This is a genomic window from Micromonospora sp. NPDC048169 (assembly GCF_040652815.1).
GTDB lineage: Bacteria > Actinomycetota > Actinomycetes > Mycobacteriales > Micromonosporaceae > Micromonospora.
The window spans coordinates 228,930-247,726 of the sequence record NZ_JBEZMS010000005.1 but is presented as its reverse complement, the minus strand read 5'-3'; the positions used below and the strand labels follow the sequence as shown (position 1 = coordinate 247,726).

General features: G+C 73.5%; 15 protein-coding genes and 1 pseudogene. 8 read left to right on the top strand and 8 right to left on the bottom strand.

Going from position 1 to position 18,797, the window contains the following annotated elements:
* The 5 genes and pseudogenes from AB0D28_RS07335 to AB0D28_RS07315 form a co-directional block, all read right to left on the bottom strand.
* A pseudogene (locus tag AB0D28_RS07335) lies at positions 1-313 on the bottom strand (hypothetical protein); the annotation flags it as partial.
* Entirely contained in the window at positions 310-1,179 is an 870-nt protein-coding gene (locus AB0D28_RS07330) for a carbohydrate ABC transporter permease (RefSeq protein WP_357383220.1), read from the bottom strand. The gene AB0D28_RS07330 and the pseudogene AB0D28_RS07335, both read right to left, overlap by 4 nt.
* Positions 1,176-2,156, bottom strand: a complete 981-nt coding sequence (locus AB0D28_RS07325; protein WP_357383219.1) for a sugar ABC transporter permease — start codon at positions 2,154-2,156, stop codon at positions 1,176-1,178. The genes AB0D28_RS07330 and AB0D28_RS07325 overlap by 4 nt, the downstream gene beginning before the upstream one ends.
* 21 nt (positions 2,157-2,177) lie before the next feature.
* Positions 2,178-3,521 (bottom strand): extracellular solute-binding protein, encoded by a 1,344-nt coding sequence (locus AB0D28_RS07320; RefSeq protein WP_357383217.1) that lies wholly within the window; start codon positions 3,519-3,521, stop codon positions 2,178-2,180.
* 97 nt (positions 3,522-3,618) lie between these two features.
* A complete protein-coding gene (locus AB0D28_RS07315; RefSeq protein ID WP_357383215.1) occupies positions 3,619-4,665 on the bottom strand; it encodes a LacI family DNA-binding transcriptional regulator in 1,047 nt (348 codons plus the stop codon).
* A 241-nt stretch (positions 4,666-4,906) separates the two neighbouring features.
* Here AB0D28_RS07315 and AB0D28_RS07310 point away from each other — a divergent pair, with 241 nt between their 5' ends.
* The 8 genes from AB0D28_RS07310 (at position 4,907) to AB0D28_RS07275 (ending at position 14,478) form a co-directional block, all read left to right on the top strand.
* Positions 4,907-6,235, top strand: a complete 1,329-nt coding sequence (locus AB0D28_RS07310; RefSeq protein WP_357383213.1) for a Gfo/Idh/MocA family oxidoreductase — start codon at positions 4,907-4,909, stop codon at positions 6,233-6,235.
* 17 nt (positions 6,236-6,252) lie between these two features.
* The gene (gene uxaC, locus AB0D28_RS07305) at positions 6,253-7,686 is read left to right on the top strand and encodes a glucuronate isomerase (protein WP_357383211.1); all 1,434 of its coding nucleotides are present in this window, start codon (positions 6,253-6,255) and stop codon (positions 7,684-7,686) included.
* Complete coding sequence (locus AB0D28_RS07300; RefSeq protein WP_357383209.1) at positions 7,683-8,984, top strand: enolase C-terminal domain-like protein; 1,302 nt, start codon at positions 7,683-7,685, stop codon at positions 8,982-8,984. The genes uxaC and AB0D28_RS07300 overlap by 4 nt, the downstream gene beginning before the upstream one ends.
* The gene (locus tag AB0D28_RS07295) at positions 8,975-10,459 is read left to right on the top strand and encodes a mannitol dehydrogenase family protein (RefSeq protein WP_357383207.1); all 1,485 of its coding nucleotides are present in this window, start codon (positions 8,975-8,977) and stop codon (positions 10,457-10,459) included. The genes AB0D28_RS07300 and AB0D28_RS07295 overlap by 10 nt, the downstream gene beginning before the upstream one ends.
* Before the next feature lie 67 nt (positions 10,460-10,526).
* Positions 10,527-11,669, top strand: a complete 1,143-nt coding sequence (locus AB0D28_RS07290; protein WP_357383205.1) for a Gfo/Idh/MocA family oxidoreductase — start codon at positions 10,527-10,529, stop codon at positions 11,667-11,669.
* Between the two features lie 27 nt (positions 11,670-11,696).
* Complete coding sequence (locus AB0D28_RS07285) at positions 11,697-13,040, top strand: pectate lyase (RefSeq protein ID WP_357383203.1); 1,344 nt, start codon at positions 11,697-11,699, stop codon at positions 13,038-13,040.
* Between the two features lie 246 nt (positions 13,041-13,286).
* Positions 13,287-13,745 (top strand): ATP-binding protein, encoded by a 459-nt coding sequence (locus AB0D28_RS07280; RefSeq protein ID WP_357383201.1) that lies wholly within the window; start codon positions 13,287-13,289, stop codon positions 13,743-13,745.
* Positions 13,746-13,752: 7 nt separating this feature from the next.
* Positions 13,753-14,478, top strand: coding sequence for an HD domain-containing protein (locus AB0D28_RS07275; protein ID WP_357383198.1), 726 nt, complete (start codon positions 13,753-13,755; stop codon positions 14,476-14,478).
* A 143-nt stretch (positions 14,479-14,621) separates the two neighbouring features.
* Here the strand turns inward: AB0D28_RS07275 and AB0D28_RS07270 are convergent, their stop codons facing one another.
* The 3 genes from AB0D28_RS07270 to AB0D28_RS07260 form a co-directional block, all read right to left on the bottom strand.
* On the bottom strand, positions 14,622-15,047 hold the full coding sequence (locus AB0D28_RS07270; RefSeq protein WP_357383196.1) for a barstar family protein: 426 nt from the start codon (positions 15,045-15,047) through the stop codon (positions 14,622-14,624).
* Between the two features lie 62 nt (positions 15,048-15,109).
* Positions 15,110-15,550 carry a ribonuclease domain-containing protein gene (locus tag AB0D28_RS07265; protein WP_357383194.1) on the bottom strand — a complete coding sequence of 147 codons (441 nt, stop codon included), beginning with the start codon at positions 15,548-15,550 and terminating at the stop codon, positions 15,110-15,112.
* Between the two features lie 186 nt (positions 15,551-15,736).
* Positions 15,737-18,646, bottom strand: coding sequence for a M36 family metallopeptidase (locus AB0D28_RS07260; protein ID WP_357383192.1), 2,910 nt, complete (start codon positions 18,644-18,646; stop codon positions 15,737-15,739).
* Positions 18,647-18,797 lie beyond the last annotated feature (151 nt).

Here is an 18,797-nt window from a genome sequence, read left to right as displayed (position 1 = left end):
CGGCGGCGAGCAGCGCGGCGGCGGCGAGCGCGACGGCGCTGGCCGCGAGCCCGGCGGGCAGCGCGCGGCCGAACCGGGTGAGGCTGGTCCGCGCGTCGGGCCAGGCGCCGGTGACCGACCTGTCGTGCAGCGCGGCGCTGGCCGTGGCGAGCGCCGGGGCGAGCGTGAGCACCGGCAGCGCGGCGAGCGCCACGGCGAAGCCGAGCAGCGCCAGGTCGGTCGCCTCGCGCAGCGTGTCCCGCCAGTCGGCGCGGGCCGGCACGGTGTCGGGATGGGCGGGCAGGGCGTCGGTGGAGGCGGGCACGGCGGTCATCCCTTCAGCCCGCTGGTGTTGATGCCCTCGACGAGCATCCGCTGGAAGGCCAGGAAGAACAGGAACACCGGCAGCAGCGACAGCACGGACATGGCGAACATGGGGCCGACGGCGCTCTGGCTGGTCGAGTCGATGAACAGGGTCAGCGCCACCGGGACTGTGTAGTCCTCCAGGCTGGACAGGAACACCAGCTGCCGGAAGAAGTCGTTCCAGGTCCAGATGAACGAGAAGATCGCCGTGGTGACCAGCGCCGGACGGCTCAGCGGCAGGATGACGTGCCGGAACACGCCGTACGGGGACGCGCCGTCGATGGTGGCCGCCTCGTCCAGCTCGCGCGGGATGCCGCGCATGAACTGCACCATGAGGAAGACGAAGAACGCCTCGGTGGCCAGGAACTGCGGCACCAGCAGCGGCAGGTACGGCCAGTCGCCGCCGACCAGGCCGAGGCTGCGGAACAGGATGTACTGCGGCACGATCAGCACGTGCCCGGGCAGCAGCAGCGTGCCGATCATGACGGCGAACCACAGCTTGCGCAGCCGGAACCGCAGCCGGCCCAGGGCGTACGCGGCGAGCAGGCAGGACAGCGCGTTGCCGGCGACGGTGAGCCCGCTGACCAGTGCGCTGTTGAGGAAGAACCGGCCGAAGCTGATGTCGAAGTTGGTCCAGCCGTCGAGGTAGTTGCCGGGGGTGAACCGTTCCGGCAGCAGGCCGACGTTGCTGGCGATCTCGGCCTGCGACTTGACCGAGGTGCCGAGCATCCAGAACAGCGGGTAGAGCACCACCGCGACGATCGCCACCAGCACGACCAGCCGCAGCACGCTCCGGCCGCCGCCCGGACGGCGGCGGGTCGTGGCGAGGGCCGTCATGAGTCGTCTCCGTCCGAGTAGTGCACCCAGAACCGGCCGGTGCTGAAGAAGACGGCGGTGACCAGGCCGATCGCCACCAGGAACACCCACGCCATCGCCGAGGCGTAGCCCATCTCCAGGTCGGTGAAGCCGGAGATGTAGAGCTTCAGCGTGTACATGAGGGTGGAGTCGACAGGGCCGCCGGTGCCGTTGCTGAGCACGAACGCGGCGGTGAAGCCCTGGAAGCCGTTGATCGTCTCCAGCACCAGGTTGAAGAAGATCACCGGGGAGAGCATGGGCAGCGTGACCGCGCGGAAGCGCCGCCACGCCCCGGCGCCGTCGACGGCCGCCGCCTCGTACAGCTCGGTGGGCACCTGCTTGAGCCCGGCCAGGAAGATCACCATGGGTGCGCCGAACTGCCAGATCGCCAGCACCATCAGCGTCTCCAGCGCCCAGTCCGGGTCGGCGACCCAGGGCAGCCCCTCGACGCCGAACAGGGCGAGGAACGAGTTGAACGCGCCGTCCCGGTTGAACATGTTTACCCAGACGATCGCCAGCGCGACGCTGCCGCCGAGCAGCGACGGCAGGTAGAACAGGCTGCGGAACAGCCCGACGCCGCGCCAGGCGCGGTTGAGCAGCAGCGCCACACCGAGCGCGGCGGCCAGCTTCAGCGGCACCGCGATCAGCGCGAACGTCAGCGTGACCCGCACCGCGTGCCAGTACGACGGGTCGGCGGTGAACATCCGCTCGTAGTTGGCCAGCCCCACCCACCGCACCTCGGACAGCGGGGTGAGGATGTCGTAGTCGGTGAAGCTCAGCCAGAGCGAGAGCAACATGGGGATCGCCGTGACGCCCATCAGTCCGATGAGCCAGGGCGAGAGGAAGACGTACCCCGCCAGACCCTCGCCGAGCCGGGCCCGGCCGGCCCCGCGCCGCGTGGGGCGGGGGCCGGCCGGTCCGGTACGCGGGGTCCGGCCGGGCACCGTGGTGAGAGCCACGGGACCGGTCCTTTCGTGGGGTCAGGCGATCGCGGCTTTGCAGGCGGTGACGAACTGCTCGGCCGCCTGGGCCGGGGTGGCACGGCCGTACTGGGCGTTCTCGGCGGCCTTCGTCAGCTCGGACTTGACCTTGCTGTGGCCCTTGATCGGCACCTGCGGCGAGGCGCCGAACTTCTGCGCCAGCTCGGACTCGACCTGGATGGACTGCTTCATGGCCGGGTCGGTGGTGGTCTCGCTGACCTTGGCCCGCAGGTCCATGTTGGACGGCAGGCCACGGTCGGTGCCGAGCAGCGCCACCGCCTCCGGGTCGTTGTTCAGAAAGTTGATCACGTCGACGGCGACGTCCTTGTGCTTGCTGCCCTTGAACACCGACCAGTACATCGAGGCCCGCGCCCACTGGGCGCTCGGGTCACCCGGGTACGCGATCACGCCCAGCTCGTCCTTGGTGTTCTTCTTCAGGTCCGGCATCTGGTTGGCCCAGACCCAGGAGGTGGCCGCCTTGCCGGTGACCACTAGTTGCTTGGTGATGTCGGTGGCGTTGCCCTCGTGGATGACGTCCGGCGTCGGGGTGGCGCCCCGGTCCCGCGCGCCCTTCCACAGCTCGAACCACCTCGTCACGTCCTCGACGGTGAAGCCGAGCTCCTTGCCCTTGTACAGGTCCTTGCCCTGCTGACGCAGCCACACCCAGAGCGCCTTGTAGTCGGCGCTCGGGTCCTGGGTGCCGGGCACCTTCGTCTTCTTCGCCACCTGCTCGGCCCAGGCGATGTGCTCCTCCCAGGTCATCCCGGTGGTCGGCTCGGGCAGCCCGTTCTTGGTCAGCAGCGTCTTGTTGTAGACCAGGCCCTGGGTGTTCTCCCCGGCGGCCACCCCGGCGAGCTTGCCGTCGACCACGCCGTACTCCAGCAGGCTCTTGGGGAACTTCGACACGTCGAGCTTGCCGGAGTCGCGGTAGCTGCCCAGGTCGAGCGTGGTGCTGCGGCCGGCGTACTCGGCCAGGTAGTTGTCGTCGATCTGGAACAGGTCGGGCGGGTTGCCGCCGGCGGTCAGCGTGGCGAGCTTGTCGAAGTAGCCCTGGTTGGCCTGCCAGGTCTTCTCGAACGTCACGTCCGGGTGCTTCTTGGTGTAGAGGGCCAGGGCGTCCTCGGTGAGCTTGGCCCGGGCCTCGCCGCCCCACCAGAAGACGGAGAGTTTGACCGGGCCGCCGTCGCCGCCGGCGGAGTCGTCGCCGCAGCCGGCCGCGCCCAGGGCGAGGGGCACGGCGAGCGCGACGGCGGCCAGGCCGCGCACGAGTCGGCGTCGGGTCAGAGGGGTACGGTGATCCCGCCCGGCGGGTACGCCGGCGGTGGGGGACGTTGCGGGGTGCATCTGCGCTCACTCCTCGGCTGTGGGAGGCGACGACGTCACCGGCGGCCGTCCACGGGCCGCCCGGGTCCGCAGTGCTGTGCGGGCCCGGGCCACCTGTTCAGGCTCCGGTGCCGTCCCGGCCGGGCGCGGGGACGGGCCCGGTCGAGTCGCGGACGACCAGTTCGGTCTGGAGCATTACCTGTGCGGTGGTGCGACGGTCGCCGGCCGCCGGGCCCCGGCCCCGGGCGCCGCGTGGCGCGTCGGAGTCGAGTTGCAGCAGCATGTCGACGGCCGTCCGGCCGGCGGCCGCGGTCGGCGTGGCCACCGTCGTCAACTTGGGGCGGGTGAGCCGGCTCAGCGCGATGTCGTCGACGCCGACGACGCTCACGTCGTGCGGCACCCGCGCCCCGATCGCGTCCAGCCCTTCGATCAGGCCGATCGCCATCAGGTCGTTGTAGGCGAGCACGGCGGTGACGCCGCTGCGGCGTACCTGTTCGGCCAGGGCGCCGCCGCCGGTCTCGGTGGGCTGGTTGGGTCCGAGAATGGTCAGTTCCGCTCCCCCGCCCCGGGCGGCGGCGGTCGCGGCGCGGCGCATCTCCCGGGCGGTCCAGGAGCCGCGCGGGCCGCCGAGCAGCGCGATCCGGCGGTGGCCGAGCCCGAGCAGGTGCTCGATCGCGGCCCGGGCGCCCTGCCCGACGTCCATCATCACGCAGGGCAGGCCGGCGACCTGGCGGTTTATCACCACCACCGGGACCTCGCGGCTGACCTGCTCGATCAGGCTGTTGCTCATCCGAGGGCTGCACAGCAGCACGCCGTCGACCTGCTTGGCCAGGGCGTGGACCAGGTCCTCCTCGGCGACCGGGTCCTCGTTGGTGTCGGCCACGAAGACGTGGTAGTCGCGGTGCCGGGCCTGCCCCTCCGCCGCCTTGATCAGCGGCGGGAAGAACGGGTTGGCGATGTCGGCCACGATCAGGCCGATGTTGTGCGTACGGCCGGTGATGAGGGCCCGGGCGGCCCGGTTGGGCCGGTAGCCGAGGTCCTCCGCGCAGGCCAGCACCCGGACCCGGGTCTCCGGGTTGACCAGGTGCGGGGCCGAGAACGTCCGGGACACGGTGGAGATGTGCACACCGGAGGCGCGGGCGACGTCCCGGATGGTGGCTGGCACGGCGGGCTCCCTCGTCCGATGTGGTGGGCGTCACGGGTGCCGCCCATTAATGCAAACGGTTGCGCCCGTGTCAACGGTCCATTGTTGCGGCTCGATTTCGCCGGCGTTCCCATCGCACGCATGAATGCTGATCAATGCGGATGGATAGGGCGGCTTGGCCGGCAACCGTTGACGACGTATCCATCGTCGTGGTTTCTTCGGCTGCAAACCTTTGCAGCCGACTGCCGGGGAGGCCGACGTCATGTCACCACCGGCCCGGGAACGGGTCCGCCACGCCCTGGTGGGTGCCGGAGCGCGCGCCGAGATGTTCGTCCGCGCCCTCGCGCTCGACCACGCCGACACCGCCGAGCTGGTCGCGCTCGCCGACGTCAACCAGACGAGGATGGACGCGCACAACCGCTGGCTGGCCGAGCTGGGCCACCCGCCGGTGCCCACGTACGCCGCCGCCGACTTCACCGCCATGCTCGCGACGGAACGCGTCGACGTGGCGCTGGTGACCAGCGTGGACGCCACCCACGACGAGTACGTGACGGCGGCGCTACGGGCCGGTTGCGACGTGGTCGTGGAGAAGCCCATGACCGTCGACGCGGACCGGTGCCGCCGCATCCTCGACGCGGTCGCCGAGACCGGCCGGCGCGTCACAGTCGCGTTCAACTACCGCTACAACCCGCTGCACGAGCAGGTCCGGCGGCTGCTCGCCGACGGCGCGGTGGGCGAGATCGGATCGGTGCACTTCGAGTGGCTGCTCGACGTGCGCCACGGCGCCGACTACTTCCGCCGCTGGCACCGCGACAAGTCCGTCTCCGGCGGGCTGCTCGTGCACAAGTCCGGCCACCACTTCGACCTGGTCAACTGGTGGCTCGACGCCCGCCCGGTCGAGGTGCACGCGTACGGCAGGTTGTTCTTCTACGGCGCCCACGGCCGCCGGCACGGCTATGCCCGCGACTACGACCGGGCACACGGCTCCCCCGCCGCCGACGGCGACCCGTTCGCGCTGCGCCTCGCCGACCACCCGCGGCTGCGCGAGCTGTACCTCGACGCCGAGGCCGAGGACGGCTACCACCGCGACCGCAACGTCTTCGCCCCCGGCGTGACCATCGAGGACGACCTCGCCCTGCTGGCCCGCTACGACACCGGCGCGACGATGACCTACCACCTGACCGCGTACGCCCCCTGGGAGGGCTACCGGGTGATGGTCAACGGCAGCCGGGGCCGCCTCGAACTGGAGGTGACCGAGAGCGACCACGTCAGCCCGGCCGTCGCCGGCGCCCTGAAGGGCGCGGCCCTGCACGGCGACGAGGCGGCGGTGGAGCGGGGCGCGGCCCGGCTCACGCTGCGCCCGTTCTGGGCGCCGCCGCAGGAGATCCCGGTCGAGGGCTGGACCCGGCGCGGGCACGGCGGCGCGGACACCCGGATGACCCGGGTGCTGCTCGGCGGCGAACCCGACCCGCTCGGCCGGGCCGCCACCGCCCGCGACGGCGCACTGGCGCTGCTCACCGGCCTGGCCGCCAACCGCTCGCTGGAGACCGGCGTGCCCGTCCGGGTCGCCGACCTGCTCACCCTGCCCTGACCGAGGAGCCCGCCCCCGTGCCGATCATCTCCCCCAGCGATCTGCTGCTGCCCGCCGAGCCCGGCCTGCGCGCCCTGGCGCGCGAGCTGTACGCGCTCGCCGCCCAGCAGCCGATCATCTCCCCGCACGGGCACGTCGACCCCGGGCTGCTGGCCGAGGACCAGCCGTTCCCCGACCCGGCCCGGCTGCTGATCGTGCCCGACCACTACCTGACCAGGATGCTGCTCAGCCAGGGCGTACCCCCGGCCGACCTGGGCGTGCCGAGCGTCGACGGCAGCCCGGTGGAGACCGACGGGCGGACCGTCTGGCGGCGCTTCGCCGCGCACTGGCACCTGTTCCGCGGCACCCCGTCACGGCTGTGGCTGGAGCAGACGTTCCGGAACGTGTTCGGCGTCGACACGCCGCTGGGCCCGGCCACCGCCGACGACGTCTACGACGCGCTCGCCGCCCGGCTGGCCGAACCGGGGTTCCGGCCCCGGGCGCTGTTCGAACGCTTCGGCATCGAGGTGCTCGCCACCACCGAGTCGCCGCTGGACGACCTGGGCCGGCACGCCAAGCTCGCCGCCGACGGCTGGGGCGGGCCGGGCGGGCGGGTGGTCACCACGTTCCGCCCCGACGACGTGGTGGACATGGAGTTCGGCAACTGGGCGGCAAACGTGGACCGGCTCGCCGAGGTCTCCGGCGAGGACACCGGCACGTACGCCGGATACCTGGCCGCGCTGCGGGCCCGGCGGGAGGCGTTCGCCGCCGCCGGCGCCACCTCGTCCGACCACGGGCACCCCACCGCCCGTACCCTCGATCTCAGTCCGGCGCAGGCCGCCGCGCTCTACGACAGGGGCCGGCGCGGCCTGGCCGACACGCGCGACGCCGAGGCGTTCCGGGCGCACATGCTGCTGGAGTTCGCCCGGATGTCGCTCGACGACGGCCTGGTCATGCAGCTGCACCCCGGCGCGGTCCGCAACCACAACCGGTGGCTGCACGCCCGGCACGGCCGCGACGTCGGCGGGGACGTGCCGCAGGCCACCGAGTACGTGCACGCCCTCGCCCCGCTGCTGGACGCGCACGGCAACGACCCCCGGCTCACGGTGGTGCTCTACACGCTCGACGAGGACACGTTCACCAGGGAACTCGCGCCGCTCGCGGGCGGGTACGCGGCGTTGCGCCTCGGCGCGCCCTGGTGGTTCCTGGACTCCCCCGAGGTGCTGCGCCGGTTCCGGGAGGCGGTCACCGAGACGGCCGGCTTCTACAACACCGCCGGGTTCGTCGACGACACCCGCGCGTTCTGCTCCATCCCGGTACGCCACGACGTGGCCCGCCGGGTCGACGCCGGATTCCTGGCCCGCCTCGTCGCCGAGCACCGCCTGACCGGGGACGAGGCCGCCGAGACCATCGTCGACCTGGCGTACCGGCTGCCCAAGCAGGTCTTCAAGTTCGGAGGTGGACCCGCATGACCACAATCGTCGACGTCGAGGTGCACGACGTGCGCTTCCCCACCGCCGCCAGCGGCGACGGCTCGGACGCGATAAACCGGGGCGACTACTCGGCCACGTACGTGGAGCTGACCACCGACGGCGGCCCGACCGGCACCGGGTTCACGTTCACCAACGGGCGGGGCAACGAGATCACCTGCGCGGCGGTCCGCGCGCTCGCCCACCACGTGCGGGGACGCACCGTCGCCGAGATCGCCGCCGAACCGGTCGCGTTCTGGCGCTCCCTGGCCGCCGACGTGCAACTGCGCTGGCTCGGCCCGGAGAAGGGCGTCATCCACATGGCCACCGGCGCGCTCGTCAACGCGGTCTGGGACCTGCGCGCCAAGCTGGCCGGCAAGCCGATGTGGCGGTTCCTCGCCGAGATGCCCACCGACGAGCTGGTGGCGACAGTCGACTTCCACCACATCACCGACGCGCTCACCCCCGACGAGGCGGCGGCCATCCTCGACAAGGGACGCGACGGCCTGGCCGACCGGCTCGCCGGGCTGGAACGCGACGGGTTCCCCTCGTACACCACCTCGGTCGGCTGGCTCGGCTACCCGGACGAGCGGGTGCGCGCGCTGACCCGCGACGCGTACGCCGCGGGGTGGCGCGCGATGAAGATGAAGGTCGGCGGGCGGATCGAGGACGACCTGCGGCGGGCCCGGATCATCCGGTCCGAGATCGGCCCGGACGCGCTGCTGATGATGGACGCCAACCAGGTGTGGGACGTGGACGAGGCGATCGCCGCGATGGGCGTGCTCGCCACTGTCGACCCGTACTGGATCGAGGAGCCCACGCACGCCGACGACGTGCTCGGGCACGCCCGGATCGCCCGCGCGGTCACCGAGCTGACCGGCGGACGCTGCCGGGTCGCCACCGGCGAGGTCGCCGCCAACAAGGTGATCTTCAAGCAGCTGCTCCAGGCCGAGGCGATCGGCGTGATGCAGGTCGACGCCTGCCGCGTCGGCGGCGTGGACGAGGTGCTCGCCGAACTGCTGCTGGCGGCGAAGTTCGGCGTGCCGGTCTGCCCGCACGCGGGCGGTGTGGGCCTGTGCGAGTACGTGCAGCACCTCGCGATCTTCGACCACCTGCGGGTCGGCACGAGCCTGGACGGCCGCATGGTCGAGTACGTCGACCACCTGCACGAGCACTTCACCGACCCGGTCCGCACCCGGGGCGGCCGCTACCTGCTGCCCACCGAGCCCGGCTACAGCTCCACCATGCGCCAGGAGTCGATCGCGCGGTTCCGCTTCCCGGACGGCCCGGCATGGCGCTGACCCCCGGCCGGCTCGGCCTGGCCACGCTGCGCCACCTGCCGCCGGAGTCCCGGCCGCTGCTGCGCCCCGGCACCGTGCCCGCCGGCATCGTCCACCTCGGCGTCGGCGCCTTCCACCGCGCCCACCAGGCCGTGCACACCGAGGCGGCGGTCGGCGCGGCCGGCGGCGACTGGGGCATCGTCGGCGTCGCCCCGCGCAGCACCGACGTGGTCGACGCCCTCGCCGCGCAGGACTGCCTGTTCAGCGTCACCACGCTCGCCCCCGACGCCGCGGCGACCCGGGTGGTCGGCGCTCTCGCCGGGGTACGCCACGCCGCGAGCGACCCGGACGCGGTGTCCGGCCTGCTCGCCGACCCGGCGATCCGGGTGGTCACGCTGACGGTGACCGAGAAGGCGTACCGGCTCGACCCGGTGACCGCCGCGCTCACAGTGGACGCGGACCTGACCGCCGACCTCACCACCGGCCGTCCCCCGCGTACCGTGCCGGGTCTGCTGGTGCGCGGGCTGCTCGCCCGCGCCGCCGCCGACGCCGGGCCGATCGCGCTGGTGAGCTGCGACAACCTGCCCGCCAACGGGCGCCGGCTGCGCGGCCTGGTGGAGCAGTGCCTCGCGCTGGCCCGGGTGCCGGACGCGAGCGCCGAGCGGGTCCTGGCGGCAGTGACCTGCCCCGGCACCATGGTCGACCGGATCGTGCCGGCCAGCACCGACGAGACCCGGGACACCGCCCGGCGGGCGCTGGGCGTGACCGACCTGGCGGCGGTCGCCGCCGAACCGTGGTCGCAGTGGGTGATCGAGGACGACTTCCCCGGCGGGCGTCCGGCCTGGGAGCGGTCCGGCGCGATCCTCACCGACGACGCCGGCCCGTGGGAGCGGCTGAAACTGCGGGCGCTGAACGGCGTGCACTCGGCCATCGCGTACCTGGGCGCGCTGGCCGGCGCGGAGACGGTGGCCGAGGCGCTGGCGCTGCCGCACCTGGAGGCGGTGCTGCGGCGGCTGCTCGCCGAGGAGATCACGCCGAGCTTCACCCCGCCGCCCGGCGCCGACGTGACCGACTACGGCGAGCAGGTGCTCGCCCGCTTCGCCAACCCCGCGATCCGGCACCGGACGACGCAGGTCGCCATGGACGGCTCGCAGAAGCTGCCGCAGCGGGTGCTGCACACAGTCGCCGACCTGCGGGCGGCCGGCCGGTCGGCGCGGTGGAGCGCGCTCGTGGTGGCCGCCTGGCTGCGGTTCCTGCTCGGGTACGCCGACGACGGCCGGCCGCTGCCGCTGGACGACCCGCTCGCCGACCGGCTGCGTGCCGCGCTGGCCGCCGGAGCGCACACTCCGGCCGGGGTGGTCGACGCGGTCTTCGCGCTGCGCGAGGTGTTCCCGGCCGACCTGGCCGACGACGACGAGTTCCGTGCCGAGGTGACCGGCTGGCTCACCGCCCTGGAACGTCACGGCGTCCGGGCCACCCTGGCGGACGCCCGGTGACCGGCGGCATGCCGGGTGGGCGGCGACCCGCCGAGGGCACCCGGTGAACGGCGGCGGGCCGCCGCGCGTGGCACTGGTCGGGGCGAACGGGCACGGCCGCTGGCACCGCCGGACCATCGGGGAGCTGCACGCCGCCGGGCGGGCGCGGCTGGTCGCACTCGTCGACGTGCGCCCGCTGGAGGCCGAACCGGACGCGCCGGTCCCGCCGGAGACCGGCGTGTTCACCGACCACCGGGACATGCTCGCCGAATCCCACCCTGACGTGGTGGTGGTCTGCACGCCGCCACACACCCACCTGCCGATCGCGCTCGACGTGCTCGCCGCCGGGGCGGACCTGCTGCTGGAGAAGCCGCCGGTGCTCGACCTCGCCGGACACCGTGCGCTCCGCGCCGCCGCGGGTGCCGCCGGCCGGGCCGTGCAGGTCAACTTCCAGGCGCTCGGCTCGGCCGCGCTGACCGAACTGACCGGCGCGCTCGGGCGGCTCGGCCCGGTCACCGGCATCGCCACGCTCGCCGCCTGGCAGCGCCCGGACGCCTACTACGCCCGCTCCCCCTGGGCCGGACGGCGGTCGCTGGACGGCCGCCCGGCGCTGGACGGCGCGCTCGCCAACCCGCTCGCCCACGCGCTGATGCAGTGCCTCGCCGTCGCCGAATCGGTCACCGGCGCACCCGTCCGCAGGGCCCGGATCGAGGTGGAGCGCTACCGGGTCCGCCCGATCGAGGTGGACGACACCACCGTGCTGCGGCTGACCCCGCACGCCGGGCCGCCGGTGCTGGCCGCGCTCACCCTCGCCGCCGAGGAACACGTGGCCGGGGAGGTGCTGGTCACCGGCGAGCGCGGGCAAGCGGTGCTTGAGTACCCGACCGACCGGCTGCGGCTACCCGGCGACGACACGCTCCGCCCGGTGCCCGGCCGCCGGGGGCTGCTGGCGAACCTGCTCGACCACCGCGCGGACGGCACGCCGCTGATCGCGCCGCTGGCGCGTACCGAGCCGTTCACCGCGGTGCTGGACGCGCTGCGTGACGCGCCGCAACCGGCGCCGCTCGGCGGGGACCTGGTGCGCGAGGCGGGCGACGGCCCGCAGCGGGTGCTGATGGTGCGGGGTATCGGCGCGGTGCTGCGGGCGGCGGCGGAGACCGGCGCGCTGCCGTCCGAGGCGGGCGTGCCGTGGGCGGTCAAGCCGTACGTGGTGGACCTGCCGGTGCAGTGAATGTCCCTCGACAGATCGGACCGAGTCATGCATACCCGAACCGCAGTCGTCGCGGCGCTGACCGCCGCGCTCGTCCTCACCACCGCCGGCCCCGCGCCGGCCGCGCCCGGTGAGCCGTCCCGGGCTGCCGAGCTGATCGGCCGCCAGGCCCTCGCCGCGAACGACGGCTGGGCCGCCGCCGGCACCGGCACGACCGGCGGGTCGGCCGCCGCGCCGGACCGGGTACGCGTCGTGCGTACCCGCGCCGAGTTGGTCGCCGCGCTCGGCGGCGACAACGCCACGAACGCCGCCGACGCCACCGGAAAGATCGTGTACGTGGCCGGAACCGTCGACGGTTTCGAAGGACCGGACGGCACGCCGCTGGACTGCGCCGACCTGGCCGACCCGGAGTACTCGCTGCCCGCCTACCTGGCCGCGTACGACCCGTCGACGTGGGGCCGGGCGAACCCGAGCGGGCCGCTGGAGGCCGCCCGGGTGCGGTCGGTGGCCGCGCAGACCCGGCAGACCCAGATCAACGTCGGGCCGAACACCACTATCGTCGGGCTGCGCGGCGCCCGGCTCACCGGCCTGACGCTGATGATCGACCGCGCGGACAACGTGATCGTGCGCAACATCGAGTTCGCCGACGCCCGGGACTGCTTCCCGGCCTGGTCCCCCACCGACGGCGACACCGGCAACTGGAACTCCCAGTACGACCAGATCTCGGTGCGGCGCAGCGAGCACGTCTGGATCGACCACAACACCTTCACCGACGGCGACAACCCGGACAGCGCCCAGCCCGTCCACTTCGGCCGCCCCTACCAGGTGCACGACGGCTCGGTGGACGTCACGCACACGGCCAGCCTGGTCACCGTGTCCTGGAACCGGTTCACCGGGCGGGACAAGGTGATGCTGATCGGCTCGTCGAACACCGTCGGCCCGGACGTGGGCCGGCTCAACGTCACGGTGCGGCACAACCTGTTCGACGGCACGCTGCAACGGCTGCCCCGGGTACGGTTCGGCCAGGTCGACGTGCACAACAACCACTACCGGCTCGGCGGCCCCGGCTTCGCGTACGCCCTCGGCGTCGGCGTGCGGTCCGCGCTGTACGCGGAGAACAACTTCTTCACCCTCACCGGCGACACCACTCCGGCCGACCTGCTCTACGACTGGGGCGGTACCGCGCTGACCGAGCGGGGCACCTGGGTCCGGCAGGGTGACCGCCCGGCCCGGCCGGTGGACCTGCTCGCCGCGTACAACGCCGCCCACGATCCGGACCTCGGCGGCGACGCCGGGTGGACGCCCACGCTGCGCGCCGCCCGCCCGCTGCCGGCCCCGCTGGTCCCGTACGTCGTCGACGTCTGGGCGGGCGCCGGGAGACTGCCGCTCTGACCTGCGCCCGAGCGCACCGATCGTCGTGGGCCGGCGTCCCCTCGGGGGTCGCCGGCCCACTGTCGTCGCCGCCTTCGCCGGGCCGCCGGCTGACACGCCGCCCTCGATGCGCGATGATCACCTTGACGGACACCGCCGCCGGGGGAATGAACCGGCGGCCACCGGGGACAACAGGGTGAGAATCAGGCGGTGACAGCGCGAGTGGGCGCCCAGGCCCGGGGACGGGCACGGGACGGAGGGCCGGACGTGACGGGTGGGACATCCGGGGACGTCGGCCCGGTCCTCACCATCGACCTGCCGGCCGACCCGGCCCGGCTCGCGGCCATCCGGGAACGGCTGCGCGGCTGGCTGCACGCGCACGGCGTCAGCGACTGGGATGTCGACACCGTGCTCATCGCCACCGGCGAGGCGTGCGCCAACGCCATCGAGCACGGCTACCGCTTCGCCGCCGAGGGCATCACCACGCTGCGGGCCGAGCTGCGCGGCGACCGGCTGGAGATCGAGGTACGCGACCGGGGCGGCTGGCGCCCGGCCGACGGCGACGAGACCGGCGACCGGGGCCGTGGTCGGCTGATCATGGCGCGGGTGATGGACGAGGCCACCATCGTCGGCACGCCGGAGGGCACCTGCGTACGCCTGGTCAAGCGCCTCACCGGCGACGTGAGCGGCCAGGCGGTCACCGGATCTAGCGAAGATCAGCTATAAGGGACGCATGGAGTTCCCCGCGTACCTCGCCACCATGCCGATGCACGCGATCACCGAGATCCACGGTGAGCCCGGCCTGCTGGCCCGGTTCCGGCTGGAGATCGAGGCGTTCGACGAGGCCGCCCGCGACCGGCTGACCGAGGCGCTCGACCTGGCCGCCGAGCTGCACCGCGACGACCGGCGGGTACGCGAGCCGTACCTCAACCACCTGCTGCGGGTGGCGATCCGGCTGATGCACCACTACCAGGTGCGGGACGTGGACGTGATCGTCGCCGGGCTGCTGCACGACGCGGTCGAGGACCACCCCGCCGAACTGGCCGGGCTCGATCCCGATCCGGGGGCGGACGCGACAGCCGCCGCGCTCGCCGCGCTGTCGGACCGGTTCGGCGCGCGGGTCGCCCGGCTGGTGGCGGCGGTCACCAACCCCGCGTACGACCCGGGGCGAGACCGCGACGAGCAGTACCGGGAGCACGTGGCGGCGAGCCTGGAACGGGAGCCCTGGGCCCGGGTGATCAAGGTGTCCGACTTCACCGACAACGGCGTGGGCGTGATCCACACGGTCGGGCCGAAGGTGGTCCGCGCCGCCACCAAGTACCGCCCCCTGGTGCCGGTCTTCCGCGACCTGGTCGCCCGCCCGGACACGCCGCTGTCGGCGCCGGTCAAGCAGCACATCCTGGCCCAGCTCGACCTGGCCGAGGAGCGCTTCAGCGCCATCCTCGACCACCCCACCTGATCCCGTGCGTCCCACCCCCGCCAACTTCAGGTCCCCCTCCCCCAGCGGCGGTGATCAAGGAGTTTGTGTCGCGGCGGGCGCCCGATCCGGACACAAACCCCTTGATCACCGGGCGGTCCCGAGGGCGGGTGGGTGGGGTGGGGTCAGGCTGTGGGGGGTGGGGTGCCGACGTGGCCGTTGAGCGCCGCGGCGACGCAGGCGCGCAGGGCGGGCAGCCGGTCGGGGTGGTCGTGCAGCACCACCCGCAGCGTCTCGTGACCACCGGCGGCGACCGCGCCGAGGACGTCGAGCAGCGTGCCGAGCTGGGCGGGCGGCTCGTCGGCCAGCAGGTCCGCCGCGTCGGTCACGACCAGCGTCAGCGGACCGTCGTCGAGGCGGTCGGCGAGCGCGTCGGCGAGGGCGTCCCAGTTGTGGCCGTACCAGCCGGGCAGCGCCAGCGCCCCGGCCAGCGTCTCGTGCAGCCCGGCCCGGGTGCGGGCCTGCGCGCCGGGGACCGGCACGCCGTCCGGCTCGGGTGCGGCGTCGCCGTACACGAGCCAGGCCGGTGCCTGCGGGGACGCCGCGCCCATGGTTTCGTCCTTTCCCGACGGCGCCGGCCGGGCGCAGAGTGCCCGGCCGGCGCCGAGGCCGCTCAGAGCCGGTAGAAGTTGGCGTAGTGGTCGGGTGAGAACCAGGTCGCCCCGGTGCTCTTGTTGACCACGATCCGGTACGCGTCCCGGGAGGCGTTGCAGGCGCGCGGGTAGACGTCGTACTCGTAGTAGGTGGCGCCGGAGGGAAGCTGTCCCTCGTAGTTGTAGAACCGGCCGCCGGCGAAGTTGCACTGGCCGCCGCTCCACGAGTACCAGCCGCGGCTGGTCGGGAAGCTCTTGGCCGACCAGCCGGACCGCGCGGTGCGGGCGTCGGCGCAGCGGGACTGCGTGCAGGAGCCGTACACGGCGGCCACGGCGGGCTCGGCGAGGCGGGTGGAGACCGTGGACGGTGCGACGAGCGCGGCGGCGGCCACGGCGGTGACCAGGGCGGACGCGGCGAGGGCGCGGCGTACGCGGGTGACGGCGGCGCGGAACGGGGTCAAGGGATCCTCCTTGAACGAGACGGTTACGCATCGATCGATGTTGATTACCAATCGGCGCTCAGTCTGTCGGGGATCCTGCCCGCCGTACAGCCCCGATCCGGCGACGACGCCTCGAATCGACTGTGAACATACGATGGCGGGTGCGGACGGGCGACTCGCGCCGACCGTCCGCACCCGCCGGGTGGGTCAGCGCGGGAACGCCTGGAACTCGGCGATCCGCACGTTCTGCGCCTGCGGGCTGGCGGTGGCGCAGTCGGTCGCCGCCTGCGGGTCGTCGTCCTGCTCACCGGCGTAGTCCGGTGCGCCGGTGCACTGGTTGGTCAGCACCTCGACGCGCAGGTGCGTGGCAGTGGTACGCGGGATGTCGAACGACCGCATGATCAGCTCGGGCGCCCGGGGACGCGGCGCGACCGCCGGGAAGGCGTCCGGCGCGCTCGTGTGGACCGGGCGGAAGTCCGCCGCGTCGGCGCAGGTCACCGGCCCGGCCGCGGTGCACGCGAGGACCCGGAACTGCCGCACCGCGGAGTACCGGCTCTGGGTGCCGGCGTCGGCGTCACCGGCCACCGGCGGGCGCAACATGGCGCTGACCTGCACCCGGCGTACCTGCTGGACGCCACCGGCCAGGTCGACGGTGACCTGCCGGCCGGCGACCGGCGCACCGAGCGCGGCCCAGTTGGTGGCCTCGTCGTCGTCGGCGATCCGCTCCAGGTTGATGCCGTCACCGGTGACAGTCGCGCCCGCGGCGGCCGAGGCCAGGTTGGGTCGCAACGTCACCGGCAGCGTCCGGTTCTGGCCCGCCTTGACCGTCACCGGACCGATCCGGGTGTGGCCGTAGCCGGGTGCCCGCACCACGAACTCGTACGTGCCGGGCACCAGCTCGACCCGGTCGGTCAGCGGCGTGGCCGCGTCGGTGTCCGCCACCGGCACGGCCCGCGCCTGGTAGCGCCCGACGAACAGCTGCGCGCCGGCGACCAGCCCGCGCTCGCCGACCGGCAGGAACCGCAGCGCGGCCTCCCGCGCGTACGGCGAGGTGAAGCCCGGCGTGGGGTCGGCGTCGGTGTGCCCGACGCTGGCCGCGCCCTCCCCCAGGCCGCGCTTGGCGAACGCGTTCCACAGCAGGTCCTGGTTGGCCCCGCCGAAGCGGATCCGGTCGGCGGCGAGCATCGCGTCCCGGGCGTCGACCATGCTGACCTGGCTGACCGACATCAGCAGGAACGAGTCGAAGACCAGCTGGATCCAGCGCCGGTTACCCGGGCAGGCGGTCACGTCGCGGGCACCGGTGGCGCACGCCTTCTGGACGGCCGGGGTGCCGCTGCCCCAGCGGCGCATCATGGCCGCGCGGATGTCGGTGTTCGTGGCGCTCCACACCTCGCCGGAGGCGTGCACCTGGAGGCCGGCGAGGTCGTAGTCGAGCGAGCTGTAGTTGAGCGGGCTGTCGCTCATGTTGTAGTTGCGGATGCCCGCGTTCGGGTCTCCGGTGGTGTACTCGCCGATGGTGAAGCCGCGCCGGCCGGGCGCGGCGTACCCGTGCTCGAACAGGTACTCCATGGCGAGCTGGTCGGACCAGCTCTCGCTCATGCCCTGCGGCGAGCTGACCCCGGCGCTCGGGCCGGCGATCATGCGGTTGGAGACCGCGTGGCCGTACTCGTGGGCGATCACCGACATGTCGAAGTCGCCGTCGACGCAGGGCGCGTAGAACGAGCCCGCGATCGGCTGCCAGAGGTACATGTTCGTGGTGGGCGCGACGCCGTCCGGCGGGGTGATCTGGTTGGCGTTGTTGCGGGCCGCGAACGTGGGCGGGCCGCCGCTGACGCCGCCGGCCTGGGCGTTGCCCTGCTCGGGGTCGTTACCGAGCCCGCCGCGGCCGAGGTTGTCCTGCTGCATGTTCCAGGTCTCCTCGGTGAACCCGAGGTGGTAGGTCCAGTCGTGCATCCGGTTGTGCATGGCGAACAGGTTCGCCCGCGCCGCGTCGATGTCGTTCGCCTGCGGCGAGGTGAACACCGCCGGGTTGCAGCGCTGCTCCTGCCACTGGTTCGTCCACGGGTAGTCGTACCGGCGGTCCGGGCGCGGCGTCGCGGGCTCGGTGCCGACGCTGAACGGGTCGTTGCTGTACCAGTTCTGCACCGCGATCGCGTTGTTGCCCTTGGTCGTGGTGGTGGACTGGCCGGTCGCCGGGTCCACGTCCCACGCCGGGTGCCCGGGCACGCCCACCACCTCGTCGCAGCCGCGCGCCGGCACGGCACACCACCGCTTGCGGGTGTCGACCGAGGACCTGTCGACACGCGGCGAGTTCGGGAAGACCTCCCACGAGGGGTGGTCGGCGTCGTGGTCGATCAGGTCCTCGCGGACCAGGACGGCGCCGTCGCGGGCGTCCACGTAGGTCGAGTAGGCCGCCGGGTCCGCGCCGGTGGTGTCCGCGCCGAGAACCACCTCCCACGCCGCGCGCGCCCCCCGGTCCGCGGTGGGCACCGCCACCAATGAGGTACGCACGACCCGCGCGTCGGCACGGCCGGCGTCGGCGATGGCGGCGGTGCGGGCCTGCTCGGCGCTGATCGTCGCCGGGGCCGGCGTACCGGCGTCGCGGGCGAGCGAGGAGCTGACGTGCCACACCGCTCCGTCGCGTACGCCGACCGACAGCATGCCGTCGACCGCGGCCGGCAGGTCGCCGAAGCGCTGCCGGAACAGCACCGTCGCGCCCTGCCCCATCGGCGCCACGGTGAGCAGCTCCAGCGCGGCGGCGCCCTCGGCGGTCAACCCCAGCACGTCCCGGTTCGCGGCGACGTACGCGCGCGCTGCGGCGGCCGGGTCGGCGGGCAGGCCGGTGGCCAGGGGCTTGCCGGTCGAGGTGAGCGTGGCCGGCGTACCGAAGTCGGTCCAGCGCACGCGCGCGCCGAGTGCGGCGGCGCGGTCCCGCTGCCGCTCGGTGGCGGCCACGCGGCCCTTGCGGTTGTCAGTGGCCTTGGTGTCGTGCCGGTCGCCCGGCAGGTGGTCGGGTGGCGCCTGGGTACGGGCCTGTTCCCGGGGTGCCGCCTGGCCGCCGCCTGCGGCGGTCAGGACCAGCCCGGCTGCCATGAGCAGCGCGGTGGCCCCCGTCAACGCACGGGATGGTGTGCGCACGGTCCCTCCTGTCATCGTCGAACGGCGATGTCCGTTCCGCCATCCGACCAGCACGATCGACGCGCCGACACCAGCCAAACATCCATAAATGTTGCTGCGTCGACTTCTCGCTGACGCCCAGGCGAGACAC